Raw genomic sequence first — 24,456 nt, forward strand, 5'->3', positions numbered from 1 at the left:
GCCATGGCGACTCCATCGACCTACACGTTGCCCGGCACGGCCAGGCTCACTCGCGGGGTGCGCCGGGTAGCACGTATCCCCGGTGACCTGCTCGAGATGCTCGGGCATCAACTGACATTCTGTCTGAAGGTTCTGGGCGCGATTCCGCACACCGTGCGGTCGTATCAGCGTCAGACGACGTTGATTCTCACCGACATGATCTGGGGCAACGGCCGGCTGATCGTCGGGGGCGGGACGGTGTCGGTACTCGTCGTACTGGGTGTGGCCGTCGGCGCCTCGATCGGTATCGAGGGCTACAACTCACTGGGCACGGTCGGGATGGAACCACTGACCGGATTCGTCTCCGCCTACGCGAGCACCCGCGAGTTGGCTCCGATGATCGCGGCCATCGGATTCGCCGCCCAGGCAGGCTGCAGAATGACCGCCGAGATCGGAGCCATGCGGATCTCGGAGGAGATCGACGCTCTCGAAGCGCAGGGGATACAACCGATCCCCTTCGTCGTCACCACGCGCGTCATTGCGGGATTGGTGACGATAGTTCCGCTGTACCTGCTGACGCTCATTCTCAGCTATGTCTCCTGCGCAGTCGTGGTGAGCGTGGTGAGTGGACAGTCGGCGGGAACGTACGACCACTATTTCAGCGCATTCCTTCAGCCCATCGACGTGCTGTATTCGCTGCTGAAGGCGGCGGTCTTCGTGGTGACGATCATCCTCGTCCACGGCTATCAGGGGTACTACGCCACCGGCGGTCCCGAAGGGGTCGGCCGGGCGTCGGGTCGGGCTATCCGCGCCAGTCTCATCGCCGTGGTGATCCTGGACATGATCTTGACGCTCGTTCTGTGGGGCTTCGATTCCGGCATCAGGATTTCGGGGTAGGGGAATGGCTGTCTTCGAGGATCTTTCCGGCCGCTCGGCCGGCCGCGCCACCCTGAGATCGAGGGGGATCGTCGTCGCGGCTCTGATCGTGGTGATCGCGGCCGTGCTCACCGCGTATGCGCGCGGAATATTCGATCCGACATTCGATCTCACGATCGACGCATCCGCCGTCGGCGACGGACTCACAGCGGGTGCCGACGTGAAGTTTCGGGGCGTCGCGATCGGCACAGTCTCCGAGATAGACACCGTCGGGTTCGACCGACAGAAGCTGGAGCTGAAGATCGATCCGCGCCAGGCCGGTGAACTGACCGACACGATGCAGGCCCAGTTCTCCTCCTCCAACGTGTTCGGTTCCACCGCGGTGGAATTGGTGTCCGACGGCACCGGCAGCCCGCTGGCCGACGGTGCCACGCTCACGATCGGCCCGGGTGCGCGCGGAGCCACAGTCACCGGAGTGTTCCGGCGGGTGGCCGAACTGACCGAGGTGCTCGACTCCGATCAGGTCCAGGATCTGCTGGATCGCCTGGCCGACACCTCCGTCGACACCAGCCGGAACCTCGAGCCCTACTTCGACACCATGCAGATGTTGGCGGACAACCAGATCGACACCACCGCCTGGAAGCTGCACCGGGGGGGCCGAAATGGGGGACGGACTCGACGATCTCGTCCCGCCGCTGCTCGATCTGATCACCGGTGTCGTCGACAAGAGCGCCTACTTCGAAGCCGAGGAGGATCGAACCCGGACGCTCCGGGCGATCGACGGACTCAGCAACCGCCTGCTCATACCGATCGGTGACCTGTTGAAAACCAGCAATGCCGATTTGACGACGCTGTTGTCCACGGTGCTGGATCTGCTGGTCCCCATCACTGCCTCGCTCGGTACGCTCGCGCCGAGCTACGAGCGCGTTCCCGACGTGATCGACGGAATCTCTGACGCGTTCCCGCTGGTCGACGGATCACCGCAACTTCAGCTCGACGTCATCGTGCGGACCATGCCGAACATGGCCGGGCCGGTGGCCGCATACGTCGCCGAAGGGCAGCGACGATGATCAAAGTCGCTGCGACACTGACCAAGTTGGCGGTGTTCTTCGTGGTCACGGGTCTGTGTGCGGTGGTGATCGTGACTGCTCTGCGCACGCCGGTGCCCGGCCCCACCTCGTCGTACGCGGCCGAGTTCGACGACGTGTCAGGGCTCTACGTCGGCGACGATGTCCGAATGTCCGGGGTGCAGATCGGCAAGGTCACGGGGGTGGATCTGGACGGGGCGATCGCACATGTGTCCTTCTCGATATCCGACGGTCGGCCGGTGTTCGCCACCACCCAGGCCGCTGTTCGGTACCAAAACCTGCTCGGGCAGCGGTACGTCGAGTTGGTTCAGACAACCGAACCGGGACCGACACTCTCTGCAGGGGAGACGATTGCGCGAGAGCAGACGATTCCGTCGTTCGACATCTCCGAGCTGTTCCGGGGCTTCCAACCGATCTTCGACACACTCGATACGGCGGAGGTCAATCTGTTCGCGGAGAACATACTCCGGATGGTCCAGGGCGACGGCAGTGGTCTTGCCCCTGTCGTGCGAGATATCGACCGCATCGCCGACTTCGCTGTCCAGCGCGAGGCGATCATCGGACTGCTCATCGACAATCTCGGTCAGATCTCGACGACGATCGGTGGAAAGTCGGCGGCCGTTGCCGATCTCATCGAGCAACTGACCAGTCTGGTATCGCGGCTCAGTACTCAGATGGAAGGGGTGCTCGGCGCGCTGGATCACGCCAACTACGGACTCGGGCCGCTGGTCGGGATCGCTGAGCAGCTGCGCGACGCCTACGACGAGGGGTACATGCCCATCGACGGACTGTTGCGGCGCTCGCTGCCACAGACCGAACAGGTCACCGAAATCCTCGCTCTGACACCTGGATTGCTGACCGGATTGAACAGCAGCATTCCCGAGCCGGGTGCACAGACGTACTCGTGCAGTCGCGGAAGTCAGGAGATTCCTGGAATCGGACAGATAGTGCTGGGCAATCAGAAGCTGGTGGTGTGCCGATGATCGGGCGTGTAGTGCGCAAGGGTGTCCGCGACGAACAGTCGGAGAACAAGGCGCACTTGTTCTGGGGCACGGTCGGGGTGGCCGTCACCCTCGTGTTCGTGCTGGTTGCGGGGGCGCTCTACGCGATGCCGTTCGGTGAACGCACCTACACCGCCGACTTCGCGTCCGCGGCGGGAATGCGACCCGGGGACGAGGTGCGCATCGCGGGTATCGGCGTCGGTTCGGTGCGCTCGGTAGAACTCGCTGCCGATCACGTCGATATCGAATTCGGTGTTCGCAGCGATGTTTTCGTCGGCGATGCATCCACGTTGACCGTGAAGTTGTTGACACCTATCGGCGGGCACTACATCATGCTCGATCCGGTGGGTGATTCCGAACTCGGCTCGGCGAACATCCCGCGCGAACGTACACGGGTTCCCTACGAGTTGTCCGAGGTGATCGAGACGGCAACGCCGCTGGTGCGCGATATCGACGGCGACACCTTGCGTCGAACCGTCGCGGAAGTCGACCTTGCGCTGAGTGCACAGCCCGAGTCGACGCGGGCGATCGTGGACGACCTCACCTCGCTGACCGACGTGATCGCGCAACGGTCGGACCAGCTCGAGCGTGGCCTGACGGTGTCCGACGAATACGTCGGGGCGCTGGCCGCAGACCGATTGATGCTCACCGAACTGGTACGTCAACTCGGGACGCTGACCGAGGGATTCGGCAACAAACGTGACGATGTGGTCCGGGCGTTCAACCTTCTGGGGCGACTGTTTCTGCTGTTCCACCGGCCGGTCATGGCATTCGAGGAAGGGCTGGAGCCGTCGATCGTGCAATTGGAAGAAATCACGCAGAAGCTCTTCGCCCGGCTCGGCGATTTCGATGGCGCGATCACCCTGATGAAAGAGAGTTCGGACCAGCTAGCTTCGCTGCTCGCCGGAGGTGAAGGCCCTGTGATCGACCAATCACAGAGCACTGTCACCGATCTAGGGATTTGTATCCCGGTGCCGGGAGGGCCGTGCTGATGAGACGAAGTATCGTCACCGCGCTGTCGGTGCTGACGATCGTGGCCGTAGCCGGGACGGCAGCCTCGGCGACCGGTGTGATGGACATACGCACACGCACGTCCAGCGTCTGCGCCGAATTCACGGACACTGTCGGTCTATACGAGGGCAATTCGGTGACGATGCTCGGCGTCGAGGTCGGCACGGTGACCCGGATCGAAAGCGCGGACACCTCGGTGGTGGTCACCATGGACGTCGACGACACCGTCACGTTGCCCGCCGATGTCGGGGCAGTGACGCTGTCGGGCTCGATCGTCACCGACCGGCGCGTCGAATTCACTCGGCCGTACACAGGTGGGCCGAGCTTCGACCGTGCGAGTTGCATCCCGCTGGAGCGGACGAGAACTCCGCTCGGAATCAGTGAAACGCTCGATGCAGTGGAGCAACTCGCCTCGGATCTGCTGGGGCCGCCCGATGAGGACGGACAGCACGCCGAGGTCCTCGGCGATACGCTACGCGCAGTGGATGGCTCCTTTCAGGGTTCGGGCGCCCAGCTGAATGCTGCGCTCGAGCAGCTGGCGGAGCTGGTGGGCGAGCCTGCAGACCGCGATACGACCGTACGGCGGCTGATCGACAACCTCGACGGGCTCATCGAGACGTTCGCGGTGAGCTGGCCCGCCGTCGCGAAGCTACTCGACAACCTTACGGCCGGGATGATCACACTCTCGGAGTTCACCCAGGAGTTCGCGAGCGCGGTGCTGCTGACCGTCGACTTCCTACCCCCGCTCACTCGCACCATCGAGAAGTACGACGAGAAGGTCTACGGCGCGCTCGATCAGCTGATGCCGATCGTCGAAGTCGCACTCGGGCGGGTCGGTGACATCAAGGACATTCTCGAACAGGTTCCGAGCGTCAGCGAAAACCTGATGACGATGTACGACAGTGATCTGCGAAGTGGCCGATTGATCTACCGTCCACCGCAATTCGAGATAGACACCAACTCGCCGAACGAGGTGTGTGCTCTCCTGAACATGTACTCGCCGACCTGCTCGGCGGACCAACAGCGAGGCGATGTCATCGATGTCGGACTCGTGCAGCTGATTCTCGGATCGGCAGGCTGGCGATGAGGCGCGTGGCAGCCGCGGTGTGCTGCGTGGCCGTGTGCTCCGTGGCGGTGCTCGCCGGATGCAGTGTCGAGGCGGTGGAGCTACCCGTCCCGGGCAGCTACGTCTCGGGTGAGAGTTATTCGATCGACATCGAATTCGCAAGTGTGCTGAACCTACCGAGCAAGGCCAAGGTAGTCGTCGGTGGCGTTGACGCGGGAATTCTGGACACGGTGGAGTTGGTGGGAACCACGGCGGTGGCGACGGTGGATCTCGCTGCCGCGGTGCGTCTGCCGAAGAACACCGTCGCTGAACTCAGGCAATCGACGATCCTCGGAGAAATCTACATATCGTTGCTGCCGCCCCCGGGTCCCGAAACAGGTTCTGACGCAGGTTCCGACAGCGACACCGATCTACTTCGGGACGGGGACGTCATTCCCCTCGCGCGAACGAAACCAGCCGACAACGTCGAGGACGTCCTGCGCGGTCTGTCCAACGTGGTGACCGGAGGCCACTACGTGCAACTACAGGAGGCGGTCGGCAACGTCAATGCCGCTGTGCCCTCCGATCCTCGAGACTTCGACACGGTCAACACGGCAGCGCGGGCGGCACTGACCGATATCGCCGACAACACCGCTGAGATCGACCGGATACTCGCTGCGGCAGAGGGAGTGTCCAACTCCATCGTCGAGCGTCAGGCCGGCGTCGATCGCATTCTCACCGTCGGGCCGCAGCGGGCAGGTGGACTGTCGGAGGTGCTCTTCAGCGTCGTCAACCTCATTTTCGCGCTCGGCTACATGTCCGAGAACATCGGCGACGTGCTGGGTCCACCGTACGAGGAGCTCAGCGATGCCATCGGTATCCTCGCGCCCGCCCTGGTCACCATCGGCAGCGCAGATTCGACCGTTCCGATGAACGTGGAGAAAGTCAACGCGCTGCTGCGCGATCGGCTCGTCCCGTACTTCCAATCGGTCCCGAATGTGGCCGTGCGTTCGGTGTCGGCGGATCAGGGCGCAGTCGCGCGAGCCGACGAGATGATCGGAATCCTCCGTGGGATAGGGATAGTCAAGTGAAGCCGTCGACAGCGCTTTCCCTCGTCGCGCTCGTGGTTCTGACCCTTGCCGGAGTCGGGTACCTGACCGTCGGGGTGCTCGACATGGATCCGCGGCGAACGACGCACCACGTGACCGTCCGCATGGATACCTCGGGTGGATTGATGGATTCCTCGGCGGTGACCTCACGCGGTATGCACGTCGGATCCGTCGAGCGAATCTCGGTCACGCCCGGAGGTTTGGAGGCTCGTATCGCCCTCGATGCCGGGCATCCCGTAGCGGTCGACTCCGATGTGTACATCGCCAACCTGTCTGCGGCAGGAGAGCAATACATCGATATTCGTCCACGGACCGCCGGCGGCCCGTATCTCACCGACGGCGACGTGATCGAATCGGATCGTGTCATCGCGGCAGCAACGGTGAGCGAGGCACTCGCGATGGGTGACGCACTCGCCGCGCAACTGGACGCGAACGCGCTGACCTCGCTCGCCGCGACCGCGACCGAGGCGGTCGAGGGTCGTGACAGCGATATCGATCGACTCGTCGAAACCTTCGGCTATCTGGCGGCCACGCTGCGCGACAAGAGCACCGAGATCGAGAACCTGTACGACAACGCCCAGCAGGTGGGGCGCGACGGATACGGCTACGGACCGGTGCTGACCGAATCCGCTCCCAAGGTCGGCGCAACGGGCGCCGGAGTGGCCGAACTGCTCGAGTCCTTCAACAAGTTCTCCTACGTGGCCTCGGATGTCTGGGTTTCCCCGCTCGGTCCTCTCGTCGAGAAGATCGACGGCTATCTCACCCCGGTCACCCCGGACATGGCGCTGATCGCCGCACTGCTGAAGCCGTACACCGAGCCCATCAAACCCCTACGCTTCGACGCAGGTTCGATCGTCGACGTGCTGAACACCGTGTTTCCGCCCGGAGGGCCGGCCAAGCTCTCGGTGGAGATACCGAACTGAACGGAGCACCCCTCATGACCGTCGAGACACCAACCGAAGCCACCCCCACCGCTCGCACGCGGCCGCCGCTGCTGCTGGGAATCATCGCGCTCGTCGCTGTGGTGCTGGCCGTCGTATTCGGATTTCTGTGGCGCGCCGCGGCGAGCGACCTCGCTTCGGCGCAGGCTCAGGAGCGAGATCGGCAGATCGCAATCAACACCGCTACCGATTACGCTGCGCGGTCGCTGACGTACGACTATCGCGATCTCGACGCCTTCTTCGAGGGTGTCGACGAAGGGGCCTCGCAGGGCTTGCGTGATCGGTACGACGGTGTGCGCGATGCGCTGACGACCATCATGACCGAATCGCAAGTGGTCGCGACCGGTGAAGTGCTTTCCGCCGCAGTCGATTCCGAAGGTGGAGGCGAATACAAAGTGACGGTGTTCGCGCAGCAGAGCACGCAGAACGTGCAGCAGCCCGATGCCGGTGCGGTTCCGAACCTGCTCACCGTGACGGTGACCGATCAGGACGGGTTGTGGACCGTCAGCGACTACGGACCGAAGGCCTGACCGGTCGCGGGTTCGGTTGCAGGTTCGGTTGCGGGTTTGGTTGCACTGACGAACTGCGCCAGCCCTCGGATCTCCTGTTCGATCTCTGCCATCCCGGCGCTCGCGAAGATGGACGGAAAGGTGTCTCTGTCGAACATCGCGACTCCGATCCGCCTCGAGCCGGCCCGCAGCAACCTCCGCACCGGCGCGGTTTCGCGGCCATAGCTCGTCATGATCGCGATTCGGCCTCCCGGACGTAGGACTCGCAGGAGTTCCTGTGTCACGGCGAAGGGTTCGGGGACCAGGTAGAGCGCGGCGTAGCAGCACACGGCGTCGAATGTGCCGTCGGCGAACGGGAGTGCTCGAGCATCTCCGCGGGCGTAAGCGGCGTGCGGGCCACGATTGTCGCGGACGGCACGCAGAATCATCGGCTCGGAGATGTCGAAACCGAGCGCGACGCCGTCTCCGGACAGATGGGTGGACAGATGCTTGGTGAAATTGCCCGGTCCGGAGGCTACATCGAGGACGGTCGTATCGCCGGACAGTCGCAGATCGGCGACGGCTTTGTCGCGCTCGGCCGTCATCGACAGCCCGCCGAGGCCCATCATCGCGACCCCGGCAGGGCGCCAGAGCTTTTCGTAGATGGAAGCCACGACGCGGTTGTTCATCGCTCGGCTCGCTGCGGTGGGAGACGGAGCCGGGGTGCCTCCGAGCAGCTCCGCGTAACCGCGGGACAGCTCGACAGATGCGCGGGCGTCGGGTTCCATCAGCGCAACTGCTCGGTCCAGGGCATCGGCTGCGTCCGAGACGGGAGCTGTTCCAGCGTCGGTCTCGCCGCTGTCGCCATCGACGGGGTAGGGCGGCATTCCGGCACCCTGAAGCCGGTACCGACCCCAGAAATCGACTTCGCTTACGGTGACAGCGCCCTCGCCGGACTCGGTTCGCAGAGTGCCCGAACGGTTGCGCCCGCCGCATTCCGCCATGAACGCATCCAACTCGTCGTGCGGTCGGATTCGCCCGTACCACCGGTAGCGTCCGTCGATGGGCTGTGAATGCCCCCGCAGATCGACTTCGACGTCGAACCGAGCCGGAGGCGTCGCGAAGGTCAGCCTCGCGTCGCCTCGAAAATCGGGCTTTCCCGACAGATCGCTCACAAGTGCTGCTCTCCTTCTGTTCGCGAGAACGCGGTGTGCATGGGTTGGTCAGTGTCCACGGTGACGCCTGCGAGTGCGCACGAGGAGTTCATCAGGCCACGTATCAACGAGGCGACATAGGCAGTGAAGGTGTCGATGGGCATTGCCGGTTCGGAGTGTGCCGAGTCGCCCAGCCACCAGTCGGTAGCCGAGGCGACGGCACCGAACGCGGAATAGGACACCATTTCGACTGCCGCGCCGTCCAATTCTCGTGCGCTGGTGGCATCTGCGAACAGATGCGCAAGCCGACTCGCGGCCAGGCGCGCGGACGCGAGCGTCGGGTCCGGTCTCGCATGCCTGTCGGTCGCGCGCTGGGTGAAATGACTGTGCACCAGAAATCGGAACAGGTTGGGGTGTTCGGCCACGATGACTGCGTACTCGCCCGTTCCCTGTTCGACGAGAGCTGATACCGAATCCTCGAAGAGGTTCACGCTGAGCAGTATTCGGTCCCACAGCATGTTCTGTACGTGATCGACGATGGCCGCGTACAGGTCGGTCTTGGCGGCGAAGTGTCGATAGAGTTTGGGCTTGGAGGCACCCGCAGATTTCGCGATATCGCCCATGCTGACATCTGGGCCGAACTGCTCGATGGCGGTGAGTGCGGCTTCGACAAAGCTCTGGCGCACCGCGAGTCGGTGTTCGCGCCATCTCTCGCTGCGGGCGTCGACCCGCGGTAGAGACGACTCGGCATGGTTGTTGGGGTTGACATGCTCGGTGACCTGAACCACACTTCGATAGTACCCATTACCGCTGGTACTGGCTACCGCGGGTTTCGGGTACCGGTCGGTGCGTTCTTCGGGCGTTGTCGGTAGTTTGTGGTTCGGGAATTGGGGGATTTCGGTGCAGCACATCGGCGATCACGAGGGGGATCTGTCATGAATCCGGTGGAGGCCGCACGGCCCGTTCTCACGACGCAGGACGCCGTCACCGTCAGGGCGCGAACGGTCGGCCCACGGGACAAGACGGCTCGGCGTCTGCTGAAGTCCACCGCGGACAAGTTCTACGACGCCGAGGTGGACATCGACTGGGACGCGTCAGTGGTGGAGGGCAAGAAGTGGCTTCCCGATCATCGAATCTCGCTCTACGAAACCTCGCTGTGGAACAAACTCGATGAGGAGCAGCGACGAGAACTCGGCCGACACGAGATCGTCAGCATCCTCTCGTTCGGGATCTATGCCGAGGGGTTCTTGAGCACGAGCCTGTTGCGAGTGTTCGGGATGGGATCGCTGTCGGACCACTCGCTGTATTCGATCGCCGAGGTGGGCGAGGAATCCCGGCACTCGATCATGTTCGGGAAGCTCATCGAAAAGGCGGGTATCGAGCCCTACCTACTGCCGAAGTTCTCGTTGACTCTGGTCAAGCTCGGGCAGTTCCTTCCGATCGGTCCGGCCACGTACGGCGCGACTTTGCTGATCGAAGAGGTGCTCGACCGCGCGCAGCGCGAAATCCAGAACGATCCGGAGATGCAACCGCACCTGCGCCAGCTGATGCGTATCCACGTGGTGGAGGAATCTCGGCACATCACCTACGCGCGCGAGGAACTCGTACGCGGCATGCGGTCGATGAATCGATTCAATCGGGCGCTACACCGGGTGATTCTTGCAGCGATCGCGAATGTCGCCTATCCCTCTCTCGTCAATCCCCGGGTCTATCGAGCAGTCGGCATCAACCCGATTCGAGGCAGCCTCACTGCGATGTTCAGCACCACGTACAAGAACAACGTGCAGTTCATGTCGGAACCGATGGTGAGGTTCTTCGCTGACGCCGGCATGTGCGAGGGCTTCGTGACCCGCAGATTGTGGCGGATGACCCGCGCGATGCCGGACGACCTCCTATGAGTTCACGTGCGGCACGAGTCCACTTCGATCCGCACGTCGATATCGACTGGGATGCACCCTGGCAATTCGAGATGTTCGCGTTGCCGCCCACGTCGGTGTCGTTGTACGGCACACGCAGGTGGAGGAAGCTGACGCCGGAGCAGCAGCGGACCCTCGCGCTGCACGAGGCCGTCAGTGGGTGGAGCACGCTCGCGTACCTCTCTGCGATTCTCACGAGCAACGAACTCCGGCGAGCGGCTGAAGAGGGGCTGAACAGCGCAGCATCGAGAAGTGCGCTGCTCGAGGTTGCGCGCGGATCTCGGGCGACAATCACCTTCGGTCGGCTCGTGCGGGCCACCGGGCTGGAGCCGTACAAACCGCCGCGCGGCACCGAGACGGCTGCCAAATTGTTGGCTTTTCTGCCGCTGGGCTCGGCGTCGTATGCCTCGACGCTGCTGGTGGAGGAGACGTTCATCCGTGGCATCGAGAGCGTCGTCGAGGACCCGGACATCGAACCGCACGTGCGTCAGGCGGTCAAGATATATCGATTCGAGTCCGAGGAGCGGTTGAGCTACGCACGATCGGAAGTCGCTGCCGCGCAGTCGAGATCGGGACGGATCGAGCGGGCCTGCAATAGAGTGCTGCTTGCCCTCCTCGCAAACGTCATACTTCGGTTGAACCTCTCGCCCGCGGTGTATCGCTCGGTTGGGTTCTCGCCCGTGCGGGGGCTGATCGCGTCGAGGCGAGTGCGCCGCAACCGCAGGATCGACACGGCCGCGCCGGTCGTCGAATTCCTCGATTCGGTGAATCTGCTCGACGGCATGATCACCTCGTCATTGTGGACGCTCACCGGCGTTGCGTCCGAAAGGAAGAGTTCGTGACGGTACATCGCACCGGGATCCTCGTCATCGGGGCAGGATTCTCCGGACTGGGCATGGCAATTCAGCTTCGCAAGCGAGGGCGCACCGACTTCCTCGTGCTCGAGCGGTCGCAGGCGCTCGGTGGTACGTGGCGCGAGAACACCTACCCAGGTTGCGCCTGCGACGTCCCGTCGCATATGTACTCGTTCTCCTTCGAACCCAATCCGGACTGGTCGCAGATGTGGGCGCAGCAACCTGAGATCAAGAGCTACCTCGACGGGTTGGGGGAGAAGTACCGGCTCGAGGAGAACATCAGGTTCGGTGTCGAATGCGTCGGTGGGTACTGGGACGAAGCGCAGTTGCAATGGCACATTCGTACCGCCGACGGCGATGAGTACATCGCGCAGTTTCTGGTCTCCGGCATCGGGGCCCTGCACATTCCGAATGTTCCGGAGTTGAACGGTATCGACTCGTTCGCCGGTGAGACCTTTCACTCGGCCCGCTGGAACCACGACGTCGATCTGACAGGCAAGAAGGTCGCCGTCATCGGAACCGGCGCCAGTGCAGTGCAGTTCGTTCCCCGCATCGTCGACACGGTCGGAGAACTGCAGCTCTATCAGCGCACACCCGCCTGGGTGCTGCCTCGCAGCAACTACTCCATACCGGGCCCGGTGCGGCGGATGTTTCGTCGGGTACCGCTTCTGCGCAGGGCATTCCGCACCTCGGTGTACCTGTCGGCCGAGTGGCTCGCTGTTGGCTTGAACGGTCACGTGAATCTGCTGCGTCCGATGGAATACGCCGCACGCAAGTACATCGAACGCGAAGTGAAGGACCCAGTTCTTCGACGCAAACTGCTGCCCGACTATCGAATCGGGTGCAAGCGAATCCTAGGTTCGGACTCCTACTATGCTGCGCTCGCTCGTTCCACTGCCGAGGTGATCACCGACGGGATCGAGGAGATTCGAACGGGATCGATCGTCGGGTCCGATGGAACCGAACGCGATGTCGATGTGATCGTCTACGCCACCGGCTTTCACGTGACGGACGGGTTCGAGTCGATGAATGTGGCCGGGATCGGAGGCCGTGAACTGGTCGCGCACTGGCAAGAGAACGGGATCGAGACGTATCTCGGTATCGCGACTGCCGGCTTCCCCAACGCCTTCTTCCTCCTCGGCCCCAACACCGCCCTGGGACACAACTCGGTGGTGTTCATGATCGAACAACAGATTCGGTACGTGTTGGAGGCGATCGAGTTCGTCGAGGCTGGGGCGGCCGGTGCACTGACCGTGCGTCCGCAGGTTCAGCGCCAGTTCACCTCCGACATCGCGCGCAAGCTGTCCAAGGGAGTGTGGTCCACCGGCGGCTGCACCAGCTGGTACCTCGATTCGCACGGGGTGAACCGAACCGTGTGGCCGGGCTTCACCTGGCAGTACTGGTTGCGAACCAGGCGTTTCGTCCCGTCGGAGTACGAGTTTCTGTTTCCCACACGCGTCGGGCGCCCGGTGGGCGACGCGCCGGACGCCGACTCACTCGTCGAATCGAAGGAAGTGTCCGCATGAAGAACTTCGACGACAAGGTGGCCGTGGTCACCGGCGCCGGGTCGGGAATCGGCCGCGCGCTGGCTCTGGATCTCGCGGGTCGGGGCGCGTATCTGGCCATCTCCGACGTTCATCCCGCCGGCCTTGCCGAGACGCATGCGCTCTGCGAGCAAGCCGGTGCCCGCACGGTGTCGTTCGAACTCGACGTATCCGATCGGGCTGCCGTTCACCGGCACGCCGATGCGGTGCTCGCCGAGTTCGGCCGAGTGAACCTGGTCATCAACAACGCGGGGGTCGCTCTCGGTGCCGACATCGTGGACATGACGTGGGACGACTTCGAGTGGGTCATGAACGTCGACTTCTGGGGCGTCGCCAACGGAACCAAAGCATTTCTCCCCGCGCTGATCGAATCCGGTGATGGTCACGTGGTGAACATCTCCAGCGTGTTCGGATTGATGGGGATCCCTGGCCAGAGCGCATACAACTCGGCGAAGTTCGCAGTGCGCGGCTTCACGGAGGCGTTGCGTCAAGAAATGAAGATCGCTCGTCATCGCGTCGGTGTCAGCTGCGTGCACCCCGGAGGTATCAAGACCAATATCGTCGCCAACGCACGCGGTATGCAGGACCTCGGCGATCGCGACGAGGTCACACGGCGTTTCGAACAGATCGCGATGACCACACCCGCCAAGGCGGCGCAGGTCATCCTCGCCGGTGTGGAGCGAAACAAAGCCAGGATTCTCATCGGCCCCGACGCGAGGGGATTCGATCTCCTGCCGCGCATCGTCGGCCCGCGGTATCAGGACCTACTGACACCGCTCTACCGGGCGGGGCGTTCGGCCCAAAGCAAGATGGGTGTGGGCGAGCGGTAGAGGGCTCGGCTCACCGATTCCGTGCGTGCGCGAGCCACGCTTGCTCGTCCGCGCCGATGGCGGTTGTCGGGGGGTCTCCGTAGATCCATTCGCGTGCGATGCGATGCCAGTTCGCGGTCGCTTTCAGTTGGCCGAGCACTCCGAAGGTCAAGAAGTCGGCGCGCCGCGAGAAGAGGTGCTCCGGCGGCAGGTACTGACTCTTCATACCGGCGAATCGACCACCCCGTGGATTCACTGCGAGCAGCAGTCCGCTGGTCGCGAGCGACGGTGTGACCGTGAGCATTCGGTCCACCAGGTTCCACTCCGACGCTGCAAAGGTGTACTCGAGGCACTCGTCGGCGGTGACACCGGCATCCGGATCGACGATGCCGCGGGCGATCATCGCCGCCAGCAGATCCTCGCCCCGCTCCTCGGCTGCAGCGCGCAGACAGTCGATCTCGAACTCGACGTGTTCGTGCAGCATTCGGTTGTACAGTCCGAAGTCGATGAAAGCCACTCGGCCGTCCTCGCAGAGAAGCACGTTGCCCGGGTGCGGGTCTCCGCAGAACTCGTCGAACCTGTACAGCGAACCCACATAGAAGCGGTAGATGATCTCACCGATCCGATCGCGTTCGCCGGCGTCGAGATCCCGGATCGAGTCGAAGCGGCGACCTTGGACGAATTCCGTCACGAGAACGCGTGGGGTGCACACGTCGAGGATGGCGTCGGGGACGAAAATGGACGGATGGCCGGCGAATCGCTGCGCCAAGATGCGTTGCGTACGAGCCTCTTCCGTGTAGTCGAGTTCTCGTTCGAAGTGAATGCGGAGTTCGTCGATGAGTGCGGGAGCGGAGAACGACGGCATGGATGACCGCCAGAACTTGAGGAACAGCGCGAGATTCTTCATATCGGATTCGATCGCGAGGTCCACGCCCGGGTACTGCACTTTCACCGCCACCTCGCGTCCATCGTGCAAGATCGCTCGATACACTTGGCCGATCGATGCAGCCGCGATCGGTGTCTCGTCGAACCGCGCGAAAAGCTGGTCGATCGAGCGGCCGAGATCTTTCTCCACGACCCACCTCATCGACTCGAAGTCGACGTCCGGTGCTCGGTCGCGCAGTGCGGCGAGTTTGTTCTGGAAACGCTCACGGTGCTGCTCGGGGACCAACGCCAAGTCGAGCACCGACAGCATCTGCCCGATCTTCATGGCGGCGCCCTTCATACCGCCGAGAACGTTGACGAGTTGATCCGCGGCCTGAATCGAGGACTTCTCGGCCAGCAGTGATCGCATTTCCTCGGAACGAGAGACCATCGACATCCGCGTCCCGGCGGTGCGAAGTGCCGCACTTGCAGCTGCTCGACCCAATCGGCTCCCGCGTGCGATGCGCGAGGTCGGAATGGGGCGACTGCGGGGGCGTTCGGGCACCTTCGGCTCCGCTTTCGTGGCAGGGTGGGGTGGGCCTAGAAGTCACGCTCGATGCGCAATGTTGCGATGGTGGTGGCCAGAGAGTCGTATTGGCCTACCAAGAGCAGGAATTCGATCAGTTGACGATCGTCGAACTCGCCCGCCAGCGCTGCCCAGGTCGCATCGGACAGGTTCTTGGTGTCCATCAGTTCGTCGGTCGCCGTCAGGATTTTGCGATGCCGCGGCGTCAGTCCGGGGGCCTGCGGGCCCTGCTTCACCTGCGCCAGGAGCTCCTCGGTGACACCGAAGCGGGCGCCGATCCTACGGTGATGGTCCATCTCGTATCCGCAATCGCGCAGGTAGGCAACGCGGTTGATGATCAGCTCCGTTTCCTTGCGAGAGATGCGTCCCCCCGGCATGAGTTTGCCGCTGTAGAACAGCCAGCCGCGGAACAGTCCTCGGGTCCGGCCCAGCGTGCTGAACAGATGTGCATCGGGGGTTCCGGCGACCTTCGACAGTATTCGGCACAGAACCCAATTGATCGGACCGAGTTGGCTGAACGAACCGGACGGGATACGTGGTGTGCTCATCCGAGCGACGCTACCTGCGTGCGCTCGCACACACCAGGACCCGCGCACATACCAGGAAGATGTGACGGTCAGGAGTACGAGAGCACGAGCGCGGCCGCATCGCCCGGGTGGGTGTACGGCCACCAGTGCTCGGCATCGACCCGAGTGACGCGCAGACGCGGAATCCAGCGATCCAAATCCTCCGCAAGATGTTCGGACAGAAAACGGTCACGGCGGGGAACGACGACGGTGGTGGGCACCTCGCACCTGGGGGCAGGGCCGGCAGTGAGGCGCCGCAGGATGTTCGCGCGGTACAGAGCGACACCGCGTTGCTGATCGGCCGGATCGGGTACCGGTGCGTCCTCGTTGCCGAGCGAGGAGAACAGGTGCGGGACGCGGCCACGCAGCACGGGAACGTGAAATCCCCAGATGTACCAGGAGCGTCCGAGTTGTGTTGCGAGCGAGGGCCATCGGGTGGGGCGTAGCAGCCAGGACCGGGACAGTTCGCGCATGTGATCGAGGCTCGGTCCGGACACCGACACGTACGAGGCGAATGCCTGTGCTGCCCGCGGCGAGGCCATCGCCTCCCACATCTGCACCGAACCCCAGTCGTGCGCGAGCACGTGGACCGGGCCGGCGCGGTCGGGAATCGAGTCCACCACGGCGAACGCGTCGGCCGCCAAACGCTCGATCGAGTAGTTCGACAGACCGTCGTCGACGACGGTCTCACCTCCGCCTCGTGTGTCGTAGGCGATGATGCGGGCTCGATCGCCGAACTCTGCGATCAAGGGGTCGAAGACGTGGTGGTCGTCGGGATACCCGTGCACCAGCAACACGGTCGCGTCGGCGCTGCGATTGCCGTATTCGAACACCGCGATTCTTGCGCCCGGGGCTTCTACGATCCAGTCAGCCATTGCTTTACACTGCCTCGATTCGAGTGTGGACGGTTCCGACGCGGAGCATGTGTGCAATCATCTCGAGCCGCATGTCCTCCTGTTCGGGCTGGGGATGGACGACGGCTGCGAGCGCCTCTCCGTCGAGCAGATGGACGACGGAGAAGATGACGGTATCGAGCTGGCGCGGATCGATGGCTGCGGCCACAGGCAACGTTCGGGCGAGTTCTGCTATCTGCGCGTGATATCGAACGGTGAACGGGATGAGTCGCTCTCGTAGCTCGGCGTCACTACGGGCGGCTATCAGCAACTCGTACCAGGCGCCGTTGATCGGAGCGCGACACGCGGCGCGGAGCAAGGTGAGGCACTGCTCGATCGACGCACCCCCGAAGGCGGTGATCCCGGCGCGAAACTCGGAGAACTGGCGCCTGCGGACCTCGTCGGCGGCCGCGACGAGGAGGTCGAGTCGGGTGGCGAAGTGGCGGAACAGTGCACCGGAGGACAGTCCAGCGCGGGAAACGACTTCACTGACCGTTGTTGCTGCATAACCTTTTTCGCACAACGAATCGATGGTGGCGTCGAGCAGCTTGCCGATTGTCTGCTCTCGGCGCTGCTGTTGGGTTCGGCTCACGCGCGAACCCGGCGCCGGGGAGTGCTCGGTACACCCGCGCGTAGGAAGCTGCCCGCGCGCTCCGAGACCCCGAACCACGGCGCGAACACACCGTCGCGGTAGACGATGCGACCGGCGACGAGCGTGGCCGTGACGGCGCGATCGTTGCGATTGACCATTCGGCTCAGGCCGCCGAACTCTGGCATGGTCTCCTCCCGGTAGGCGGTGACCTCGTCGGTCAGCCCGCTCGGGTCGACGACGACGATGTCTGCGCGATCACCGACCCGCAGGTGGCCCGCGTCCACGCCGTAGAAATCGGCGAGTTCGGCGCTGAGCTTGTGCACCGCCGTCGCCACGCTCATGAACGGTCGACGGTCGCACTCGGCCTCGTGCACGCGGTGCAGCAGCCTGATGCCGAAGTTGTAGAACGCCATGTTGCGCAGATGCGCGCCCGCGTCGGAGAAGCCGACGGTGACGCCGGGGGAGTTGATCAGCTTGTCCATCTTCCGCTTGCGGTGGTTGGCGATCGTGGTGTGCCAGCGAAACTTCCGGCCGTGCTCGACCACGAGGTCCAGGAAAGCGTCGACGACGTGGATGCCTCTTTCAGCGGCGACCTCGGCGACGTTCTTACCCACCACCGACGCGTCGGGACACTCGGTGATCTGGGCGTCGGCGAAATCCCGGTGCCAGACGCGGGAGCTGAACTTCTTCTCGAAATCGGCGCGGAACCACCGGCGATACGCCTCATCGGACAACAGTTCGTTGCGGCCGAGTTCCTCCCGCAGATGCAGGGCGGCTCGGCCGGAACCGAACTCCTCGAAGACGACGAGATCGATGCCGTCGGAGTACACATCGAACGTCGTGGGCAGGTGCTGCCAGCGGAACAATCCCCGACCGGGGCCGTTCACCAGTCGCGCGAGCGGCCCGAAAACATGGTGAATCCAGGGTGATGCCTTGGGGTCGGCCGCAGCGAGCAGTGAGACCTTGAGCGGGGATCGACCCAGTCCCGTCGTCGCGGCGAGGAAGAACGCCATGTCGTACTTGGTGTTGAGATTGGGGATGCTCTGCAGGAGGCGGCCGCGTCGGCGCAGGATCTTGTGCAGCGCACGAAACTCCGACCACCGCGCGTACGAGGACGGGAGCGAACGGGAGCGGTACCGATCGCCGTCGAGCTTGTCCCACGGATTGGTCATCGTGGACATGCCGAGCAGGCCGGCGTCGAGGGCCGAGTTCAGCGCGTCGGCCATCGCCTTCGATTCCTCGCGCGTCGGCTTCTGGCTCCGGTCGGTCGACCGGTCGAGGCCCATGACGTGGGCTCGCAGATCGGAATGCCCGACGAGCGCGGCGATATTGGGGCCCAGCGGTAGACGTTCGAGCGCGTCGATGTACTCGTCCGGACCCGACCATGTCTTGTGCGTGTCGACGGCTTTGAGGACGTGGTCGCGTGGCAATGCCTCGACGCGGCTGAACAGGTCGGCGATGTCCACGGGTGTCGAATACAACGTCGAGAGCGAGCAGTTGCCCAGGAGCACGGTGGTGACCCCGTGTCTGACGGATTCTTCGAGGCCGGGGCCGACCAGAACCTCGGCGTCGTAATGGGTGTGGACGTCGACGAAGCCGGGCATCACCCACCGCCCGGTCGCGTCGACAACCTCGGTCGAGGCCGAGATCTCGAGCGGGTCGGTGGACACGGCGCGCACGACGCCGTCGGCGATGCCGACATCGGCGCGGACTCCGGGACCCCCGCTCCCGTCGTAGACCGTCCCACCAGTCAGTACTACGTCGTAAGAACCGTCAGCGCGCATGTGACCTCCATCACCGTCTACGTCGAAGGCTAACTTAGAGAGTGGTTGCTCGCAATGTTCGACGCCCCAGAATCCGGTCGACTGTGGTTAGGCTAACCTCTTCATGTATCGGTCCTAGAAAGAGGTAAAACATGGTGAAGCCGAAAGAATGCACCTCCGTCCTGCTGCTGACCTGCGCGATCGCCGTGACTGCCTCGGCCTGCTCGACGGACACCGAACCGGTCTCGACCACTGCAGACGAGAGCACGCGCATCGTCGAGCACGCACGCGGTACCGCCGAGATATCCACGTCGCCGCTCCGAGTCGTCACCCTCGAGCCCGTCGAACTGGACACCAGCGTTGCGCTCGGAGTCATACCCGTCGGCACGGCCGTACTGAGCGAAGCCGCCGGAGTGCCGTCGTATCTGGGGAGCGAGGCGGCTGCCATCGAGACCGTCGGGACGGTGCCCGAGCCGCGTATCGAGTCGATCGCAGCGCTGCAACCGGACCTGATTCTGGGTACCGAAACGCGTCACGCGGACTACTACGAGCAGCTCGCCGCCATCGCTCCGACGGTGTTCATGGCCTCGCAGTCCGATCCGTGGCAGGACAACGTTCGCCTCGTGGGAAGCGCCCTCGGACGCGAGGATCGAGCCGAGGAATTGCTCGACGAATACGAGAACCGCTGCGATGAGATCGCCGAAAAATACGACACACAGGGCAAGACGGCGCAACTGATTCGCCCGCGCGCGGATGTCTTCACCCTGTACGGACCGCTCTCCTTCGCCGGCAGCACCCTCGAATGCGCAGGATTCGACACCCCGGCGCGCCCGGAATGGGATGAGGAGATCTCGGTCGACCTGTCACCCGAGCTCGTCGGCGAAGCGAGGGCCGACTTGGTTGTCGTAACGACGACCAATCCGGCTGACCCGTCGGCGATTCCGGCCTCGATCACCGCGAACGCGACCCTGCTGCCCAACCCGTACGCGGTGGACCAGTCTTTCTGGATCACCGGGGTCGGGCCCATGGGCGGGCAAACCGTGCTGGACGATATCGACCGCATCCTGGCAGGTGGCGCCCTGACAGAGAGCGAAGCCAGCACGGGCTAGGCGCGCACTGCGCCGGCCATGGAGGCGGCCTGCATCGCACGGGCAATGACCCGATCGCGCGAGGCGTCGATGTGCTCGAGCAAGGCGGCCAAGGCTTGCTCCAGGTTCCCCTCGATCAGCGACTCGCCGATCGCGATGTGCTCGTCGACGAGTGTGCGGATGGCCTCCTCGGTGGTCGGGCCGAGGACTCGCACCGGGCGGATCTTCGCGTTCACCGTTCGCAGTGCGTCGCAGAGCGCTGTGTTGCCCGAGGCTGCGAGGAGAGTTGTGTGAAACTGTTCGTCCATCTGAACTATCTCGCTCTCGTCCGGCAGCAACTCTCGTGCCCGGCGCCAAGTCTCCAGTTCGACGGTGATGGACGCGGTATCGTGGCGCAACGTCGAATCCTCGATGGCCCGGGCGATTCCGCGTAGTTCGAGAGTGCGACGCAGCTCGTACAGATCTGCTAGGTCGTCCACCCGTGGCCGGTACGGGTGCACACCGTCCTCGCCGCGCACGACGAGTCCGTCGGCTTCGAGTCGGGCGAGCGCCTCACGCACCGGAGTGCGTGAGACGCCGTACAGCTCGGCCAGTCGCTCTTCCCCGAGGCGTTCGGTGGCCGTGATGGCGCCGGAGATGATGTCTCGGCGCAACGATGTGTAGACCTTCTCGCGAAGGTCGGTGCGCGCCATGGGTTTCGGTCTATCAGATCGCCATGGCAGCGCGTACATCGGCCTCGGATTCGGAACCACCGGTTCCGCTGGAGGTGATCCGTCCGGCTTCGAGAATGTAGTAGTTCTGTGCCGATTCGAGCGCGAACCCGATGTGCTGCTCGACCAGCAGCACGCCGAGTCCGCCGCGCCGGGTCAGATCGAGAATGGTGCGTTCGATCTCGGCGACGACGGAGGGCTGAATGCCCTCGGTCGGCTCGTCGAGAATGAGCATCCTCGGTTCGGTGATGAGCGCCCGCGCGATCGCGAGCTGCTGGCGCTGACCACCGGAGAGCAGGCCGGCGCGTCGGGTCAGCAGTTCCTTCAACGCAGGAAAGAGGTCGAGTGCCTCGTCGATCAGCGCTTTTCCACGCTTGCGGCCGTCGGCGACGACCTGCAGGTTCTCAGCGGTGGTGAGCTGGCCGAAGGACTGCTGGCCCTGCGGGACATAGGCGAGCCCCCGAGAAACGCGGGCGCTCGGTCGCAGCGAGCTGACATCTTCACCGTCGAAGAGCACCTTGCCGGAGGTGACGGAGAGCAGTCCGACGGCAGCCCGCAGCAACGTGGTCTTGCCGGCGCCGTTGTGGCCCATCACAGCGGCTACCCCGTCGGCCGGGACGGTCAGTGACGCGCCGTGGATGACTTCGCTGCGGCCGTAACCGGTGCGTACGTCGACAAGTTCAAGCATTGCTCTCTCCTCGTGGTGTGGCGTCTCCCGCTTCGGCGACCTGATCGAGTTCTTCTCCTGCTGCGGCAGTTCCCAGGTACACCTCCTGGACCTTCGGATCCGCCTGCACTTCGGCGACGGTGCCCTCCGACAGGATGCGTCCACCGGCCAGAACCGTCACCGAGGTGGCGAAAGCCCGCATGAAATCCATGTCGTGTTCGACGACCACAACTGTTCGCTCCCCGCCGATTCGGCGCAGCAGCTCACCCGTCTCCTCGCGCTCCTCGTGGCTCATCCCGGCGACCGGCTCGTCGAGCAGGAGCACATCGGCGTTCTGCACGAGCAGCATTCCGATCTCGAGCCACTGCTTCTGACCGTGCGCGAGGATGCCTGCAGGCTTGTCGCGCTCGGCCGTCAAACCGATCGTCTCCAATGCCTCCTCGATCTCGGCACTGACCGTTTTCCTCTTGCGGAGCATCGTCATCACCGATCGACCGGCACCGGCGGCGATGTCGAGATTCTGGAGCACCGAGAGCTGCTCGAAAATGCTTGCGGTCTGGAAGGTTCGACCCACCCCGAGACGAGCGATCTTGTGAACCTTCTTGCCGAGCAACTCGACACCGGATTTGGTGACCGATCCGGTGGCGGGTACGAGGCCGGTGATGGCGTCGATCAGCGTCGTCTTGCCGGCACCGTTGGGGCCGATGAGAAACCGAAGGTCGCCCTGCATCAGCGTGAGGTTCACATCGGTGTTGGCTTTGAATCCGTCGAAGCTGACGGTGAGCCCGCGGACCTCGAGGTACTGACTCGACATTCCGGCGTTTCCACCGAAGGTGGGTTGGTGGCTGTCGGTGTGAATCATTTGACCAGCTCTTTCTCGTCGACATCGACCACGTCACCGGCATCGTCTGCCGATTTCTTGCGTCGCCGCAGCGCGAACAGACCGGCGACACCCGCCGGGAAGAATCCGACGACGACGATGAACAGCAGACCCTGCGCGTATGTCCACCCGGACGGGAACTGCTCGGACAAGGTGGTCTGCGCCCAGGCGACACCGAGTGCGCCGAGGACAGGGCCGAGCAGCGTGGTGCGCCCGCCGATGGCGACACCGATCAGGAAGGCGATCGAGGGGACGATGCCGACGTCGTTGGGGGAGACGATACCGACGATCGGCACGAACAGAGCCCCGGCGAGGCCGGCGAAGAACGCCGCGGTGACGTAGGCGACGACCTTGACGTTGGCGGGGTCGTAGCCGAGGAACCTGACGCGCTCCTCCTGATCTCGAACAGCCACCAGCAGTTCGCCGTAGCGCGAGTACATCAGCTGGCGGGTGATGGCGACGACGGCCAGCAGCACACCGGCGGCGATGAAGAACAGCATCTGCTTGTTGGCGGGGTCGTTGAGGTTGAATCCGAAGAAGGTGCGGAACCGGTTGAGTCCGTTGGATCCTCCGGTCGTCTGCTGGCCGATGAGCAGGATCGCGAAGGCAGCGGCGAGCGCCTGGCTGAGGATGGCGAAGTAGGCACCCTTGACGCGTCGCTTGAACACCCCGAGCCCCAGCACCAGCGCGACGAGGCCCGGCACGAACAGAATTCCGACGATGGTCACGAACGGAGAGGTGAACGGCACCCAGTACGAGGGCAACTCGCGGATACCGGCGATGGACATGAAATCCGGAACGTCGTCGCCCGCTATCTCTGCGTCGGCGATCTTGAGGTGCATCGCCATCATGTAGGCGCCTAGCCCGAAGAAGACACCCTGACCGAGCGTGAGCATTCCGCCTCGGCCCCAGGCCAGACCGATGCCGACCGCGACGATGGCGTAGCAGATGAATTTGCCTAGCAGGCTCAACCGGAAATCGCTGAGGACGGCGGGTGCGACGGCGAACAGGAGGATGGCGGCGACCGCGAACCCGAGCCACGCCCCATATTTCTGGACGACGGTACTCATACCAAACTCCTTGTCTTGACCGCGAACAGGCCTTGCGGGCGGGCTTGGAGGAAGATCACGATGAGGACGAACACGATGACCTTCGCGATCGATGCGGTCGTGCTGTACTCGATGAACGAGTTCAGGATGCCGAGTGCGAATGCGGCGATGACTGCGCCCTTGATCTGTCCGAGGCCGCCGACGACGACGACGAGGAAGGCGTCGATCAGGTAGCTCTGGCCGACGGTGGAACTGGTCGACCCGATGAGTGTCAGTGCGACTCCGGCGACTCCGGCGAGTCCGGAGCCGATGAAGAACGTCGAGATGTCGGTCCTGCGACTCGAGATGCCTGAGGTTTCGGCGAGATCGCGGTTCTGCACCACAGCGCGGATGCGTCGACCCATCGGACTCTTCTTGAGCGCGACCGACAGTGCGATGACGCAGATGATCGCGAGTACGAGGATGAAGATGCGGGTCTTGGGGACGACGGCACCGAGGATGTCGACGCCGCCCGTCAACCAAGCGGGGGAGACGACGTTGACCGCCGGCGCCCCGAAGATGTCTCGGGCCAGCTGTTGCAGTACGAGTCCGACGCCGAACGTGACGAGCAGAGTGTCCAGCGGTCGGTGGTACATCCGCTGGATGAGGGTGACCTCGAGCAGGACGCCCATGGCGCCGCCGACGAGGAATCCGACGATCAGCGAGATGAACAGTGAGGCTCCGCCGGTGGAGAGAACCTGCTGCACGACGTACGCGGTGTACGACCCGGCCATGATGAACTCACCGTGGGCCATGTTGACGACGCCCATCTGACCGAACGTCAGCGACAGGCCCAGAGCGGCGAGCAAGAGGATCGATCCGATACTCAGGCCGGTGAACAGCTGCCCGACTACGACATCCATATAAGGCTCCTTCTAGGCGGCTGCGCCACATGTGAGTGGAAATACATAGCGGGCTATGTATTTCCACTCACATGCGCGGAG

At 63.8% G+C, this 24,456-nt stretch carries 26 protein-coding genes; 14 read left to right on the forward strand and 12 right to left on the reverse strand.

Annotated elements, in window-relative coordinates; all coding sequences use genetic code 11:
* Positions 1-3: 3 nt before the first annotated feature.
* The 9 genes from KVY23_RS02265 to KVY23_RS02305 are packed head-to-tail and all read left to right on the forward strand — an operon-like array spanning position 4 to position 7,580.
* On the forward strand, positions 4-876 hold the full coding sequence (locus KVY23_RS02265; RefSeq protein WP_075839155.1) for an ABC transporter permease: 873 nt from the start codon (positions 4-6) through the stop codon (positions 874-876).
* Positions 877-880: 4 nt separating this feature from the next.
* Positions 881-1,672, forward strand: a complete 792-nt coding sequence (locus KVY23_RS02270) for an MlaD family protein (protein ID WP_230555145.1) — start codon at positions 881-883, stop codon at positions 1,670-1,672.
* Between the two features lie 4 nt (positions 1,673-1,676).
* A complete protein-coding gene (locus KVY23_RS02275) occupies positions 1,677-1,925 on the forward strand; it encodes a hypothetical protein (RefSeq protein ID WP_230555146.1) in 249 nt (82 codons plus the stop codon).
* Complete coding sequence (locus tag KVY23_RS02280) at positions 1,922-2,926, forward strand: MlaD family protein (protein WP_230555147.1); 1,005 nt, start codon at positions 1,922-1,924, stop codon at positions 2,924-2,926. Before KVY23_RS02275 ends, KVY23_RS02280 begins: the two co-directional genes overlap by 4 nt.
* Positions 2,923-3,936 carry an MlaD family protein gene (locus KVY23_RS02285; RefSeq protein WP_230555148.1) on the forward strand — a complete coding sequence of 338 codons (1,014 nt, stop codon included), beginning with the start codon at positions 2,923-2,925 and terminating at the stop codon, positions 3,934-3,936. Before KVY23_RS02280 ends, KVY23_RS02285 begins: the two co-directional genes overlap by 4 nt.
* Positions 3,936-5,042 (forward strand): MCE family protein, encoded by a 1,107-nt coding sequence (locus KVY23_RS02290; protein ID WP_230555149.1) that lies wholly within the window; start codon positions 3,936-3,938, stop codon positions 5,040-5,042. Before KVY23_RS02285 ends, KVY23_RS02290 begins: the two co-directional genes overlap by 1 nt.
* 26 nt (positions 5,043-5,068) lie before the next feature.
* Positions 5,069-6,091 carry an MlaD family protein gene (locus KVY23_RS02295; RefSeq protein ID WP_230555150.1) on the forward strand — a complete coding sequence of 341 codons (1,023 nt, stop codon included), beginning with the start codon at positions 5,069-5,071 and terminating at the stop codon, positions 6,089-6,091.
* On the forward strand, positions 6,088-7,032 hold the full coding sequence (locus KVY23_RS02300) for an MlaD family protein (protein WP_230555151.1): 945 nt from the start codon (positions 6,088-6,090) through the stop codon (positions 7,030-7,032). Before KVY23_RS02295 ends, KVY23_RS02300 begins: the two co-directional genes overlap by 4 nt.
* Positions 7,033-7,046: 14 nt before the next feature.
* Positions 7,047-7,580 (forward strand): hypothetical protein, encoded by a 534-nt coding sequence (locus KVY23_RS02305; protein WP_230555152.1) that lies wholly within the window; start codon positions 7,047-7,049, stop codon positions 7,578-7,580.
* Here the strand turns inward: KVY23_RS02305 and KVY23_RS02310 are convergent.
* Both KVY23_RS02310 and KVY23_RS02315 read right to left on the reverse strand, forming a co-directional pair.
* Positions 7,562-8,713, reverse strand: coding sequence for a DUF4873 domain-containing protein (locus KVY23_RS02310; RefSeq protein ID WP_230555153.1), 1,152 nt, complete (start codon positions 8,711-8,713; stop codon positions 7,562-7,564). The genes KVY23_RS02305 and KVY23_RS02310 overlap by 19 nt on opposite strands.
* Positions 8,710-9,480 (reverse strand): TetR/AcrR family transcriptional regulator, encoded by a 771-nt coding sequence (locus KVY23_RS02315; RefSeq protein ID WP_230555154.1) that lies wholly within the window; start codon positions 9,478-9,480, stop codon positions 8,710-8,712. Before KVY23_RS02315 ends, KVY23_RS02310 begins: the two co-directional genes overlap by 4 nt.
* Before the next feature lie 147 nt (positions 9,481-9,627).
* On the opposite strand from KVY23_RS02315, the gene KVY23_RS02320 reads away from it, so the two are divergent.
* Genes KVY23_RS02320 through KVY23_RS02335 form a run of 4 tightly spaced genes read left to right on the forward strand, consistent with a single transcriptional unit; the run spans position 9,628 to position 13,836 of the window.
* Entirely contained in the window at positions 9,628-10,590 is a 963-nt protein-coding gene (locus tag KVY23_RS02320) for a diiron oxygenase (protein WP_230555155.1), read from the forward strand.
* The gene (locus KVY23_RS02325; protein WP_230555156.1) at positions 10,587-11,450 is read left to right on the forward strand and encodes a diiron oxygenase; all 864 of its coding nucleotides are present in this window, start codon (positions 10,587-10,589) and stop codon (positions 11,448-11,450) included. Before KVY23_RS02320 ends, KVY23_RS02325 begins: the two co-directional genes overlap by 4 nt.
* Positions 11,447-12,988, forward strand: coding sequence for an NAD(P)/FAD-dependent oxidoreductase (locus KVY23_RS02330; protein WP_294635132.1), 1,542 nt, complete (start codon positions 11,447-11,449; stop codon positions 12,986-12,988). The genes KVY23_RS02325 and KVY23_RS02330 overlap by 4 nt, the downstream gene beginning before the upstream one ends.
* Positions 12,985-13,836 (forward strand): SDR family oxidoreductase, encoded by an 852-nt coding sequence (locus KVY23_RS02335; RefSeq protein WP_230555157.1) that lies wholly within the window; start codon positions 12,985-12,987, stop codon positions 13,834-13,836. The genes KVY23_RS02330 and KVY23_RS02335 overlap by 4 nt, the downstream gene beginning before the upstream one ends.
* 10 nt (positions 13,837-13,846) lie before the next feature.
* Here KVY23_RS02335 and KVY23_RS02340 read toward each other — a convergent pair whose 3' ends face one another.
* From KVY23_RS02340 to KVY23_RS02360, 5 genes are all read right to left on the reverse strand, one after another.
* Positions 13,847-15,244, reverse strand: coding sequence for an AarF/ABC1/UbiB kinase family protein (locus KVY23_RS02340; RefSeq protein WP_230555158.1), 1,398 nt, complete (start codon positions 15,242-15,244; stop codon positions 13,847-13,849).
* Positions 15,245-15,279: 35 nt separating this feature from the next.
* Complete coding sequence (locus KVY23_RS02345; protein ID WP_230555159.1) at positions 15,280-15,813, reverse strand: carboxymuconolactone decarboxylase family protein; 534 nt, start codon at positions 15,811-15,813, stop codon at positions 15,280-15,282.
* Between the two features lie 68 nt (positions 15,814-15,881).
* Positions 15,882-16,706: an alpha/beta fold hydrolase gene (locus tag KVY23_RS02350; protein WP_075839165.1), complete on the reverse strand. Its 825-nt coding sequence runs from the start codon at positions 16,704-16,706 to the stop codon at positions 15,882-15,884.
* Between the two features lie 4 nt (positions 16,707-16,710).
* On the reverse strand, positions 16,711-17,316 hold the full coding sequence (locus KVY23_RS02355; protein ID WP_230555160.1) for a TetR/AcrR family transcriptional regulator: 606 nt from the start codon (positions 17,314-17,316) through the stop codon (positions 16,711-16,713).
* Positions 17,313-19,100 carry an amidohydrolase family protein gene (locus KVY23_RS02360; RefSeq protein ID WP_230555161.1) on the reverse strand — a complete coding sequence of 596 codons (1,788 nt, stop codon included), beginning with the start codon at positions 19,098-19,100 and terminating at the stop codon, positions 17,313-17,315. Before KVY23_RS02360 ends, KVY23_RS02355 begins: the two co-directional genes overlap by 4 nt.
* A gap of 131 nt (positions 19,101-19,231) precedes the next feature.
* Here KVY23_RS02360 and KVY23_RS02365 point away from each other — a divergent pair, with 131 nt between their 5' ends.
* On the forward strand, positions 19,232-20,188 hold the full coding sequence (locus KVY23_RS02365) for an ABC transporter substrate-binding protein (RefSeq protein WP_230555162.1): 957 nt from the start codon (positions 19,232-19,234) through the stop codon (positions 20,186-20,188).
* Here the strand turns inward: KVY23_RS02365 and KVY23_RS02370 are convergent.
* From KVY23_RS02370 to urtB, 5 genes are read right to left on the reverse strand one after another with little or no spacing between them, the layout of a single operon-like run.
* Positions 20,185-20,859 (reverse strand): GntR family transcriptional regulator, encoded by a 675-nt coding sequence (locus KVY23_RS02370; protein ID WP_230555163.1) that lies wholly within the window; start codon positions 20,857-20,859, stop codon positions 20,185-20,187. The genes KVY23_RS02365 and KVY23_RS02370 overlap by 4 nt on opposite strands.
* Before the next feature lie 13 nt (positions 20,860-20,872).
* Positions 20,873-21,565: an urea ABC transporter ATP-binding subunit UrtE gene (urtE, locus tag KVY23_RS02375; RefSeq protein ID WP_075839168.1), complete on the reverse strand. Its 693-nt coding sequence runs from the start codon at positions 21,563-21,565 to the stop codon at positions 20,873-20,875.
* On the reverse strand, positions 21,558-22,406 hold the full coding sequence (gene urtD / locus KVY23_RS02380) for an urea ABC transporter ATP-binding protein UrtD (protein ID WP_075839169.1): 849 nt from the start codon (positions 22,404-22,406) through the stop codon (positions 21,558-21,560). The genes urtE and urtD overlap by 8 nt, the downstream gene beginning before the upstream one ends.
* Positions 22,403-23,494: an urea ABC transporter permease subunit UrtC gene (gene urtC, locus KVY23_RS02385; protein WP_206509287.1), complete on the reverse strand. Its 1,092-nt coding sequence runs from the start codon at positions 23,492-23,494 to the stop codon at positions 22,403-22,405. The genes urtD and urtC overlap by 4 nt, the downstream gene beginning before the upstream one ends.
* The gene (gene urtB / locus KVY23_RS02390) at positions 23,491-24,375 is read right to left on the reverse strand and encodes an urea ABC transporter permease subunit UrtB (RefSeq protein WP_230555164.1); all 885 of its coding nucleotides are present in this window, start codon (positions 24,373-24,375) and stop codon (positions 23,491-23,493) included. Before urtB ends, urtC begins: the two co-directional genes overlap by 4 nt.
* Between the last annotated feature and the right edge of the window lie 81 nt (positions 24,376-24,456).

This window comes from Rhodococcus sp. I2R (assembly GCF_020889545.1).
In the GTDB taxonomy this organism is placed as follows: domain Bacteria; phylum Actinomycetota; class Actinomycetes; order Mycobacteriales; family Mycobacteriaceae; genus Rhodococcoides.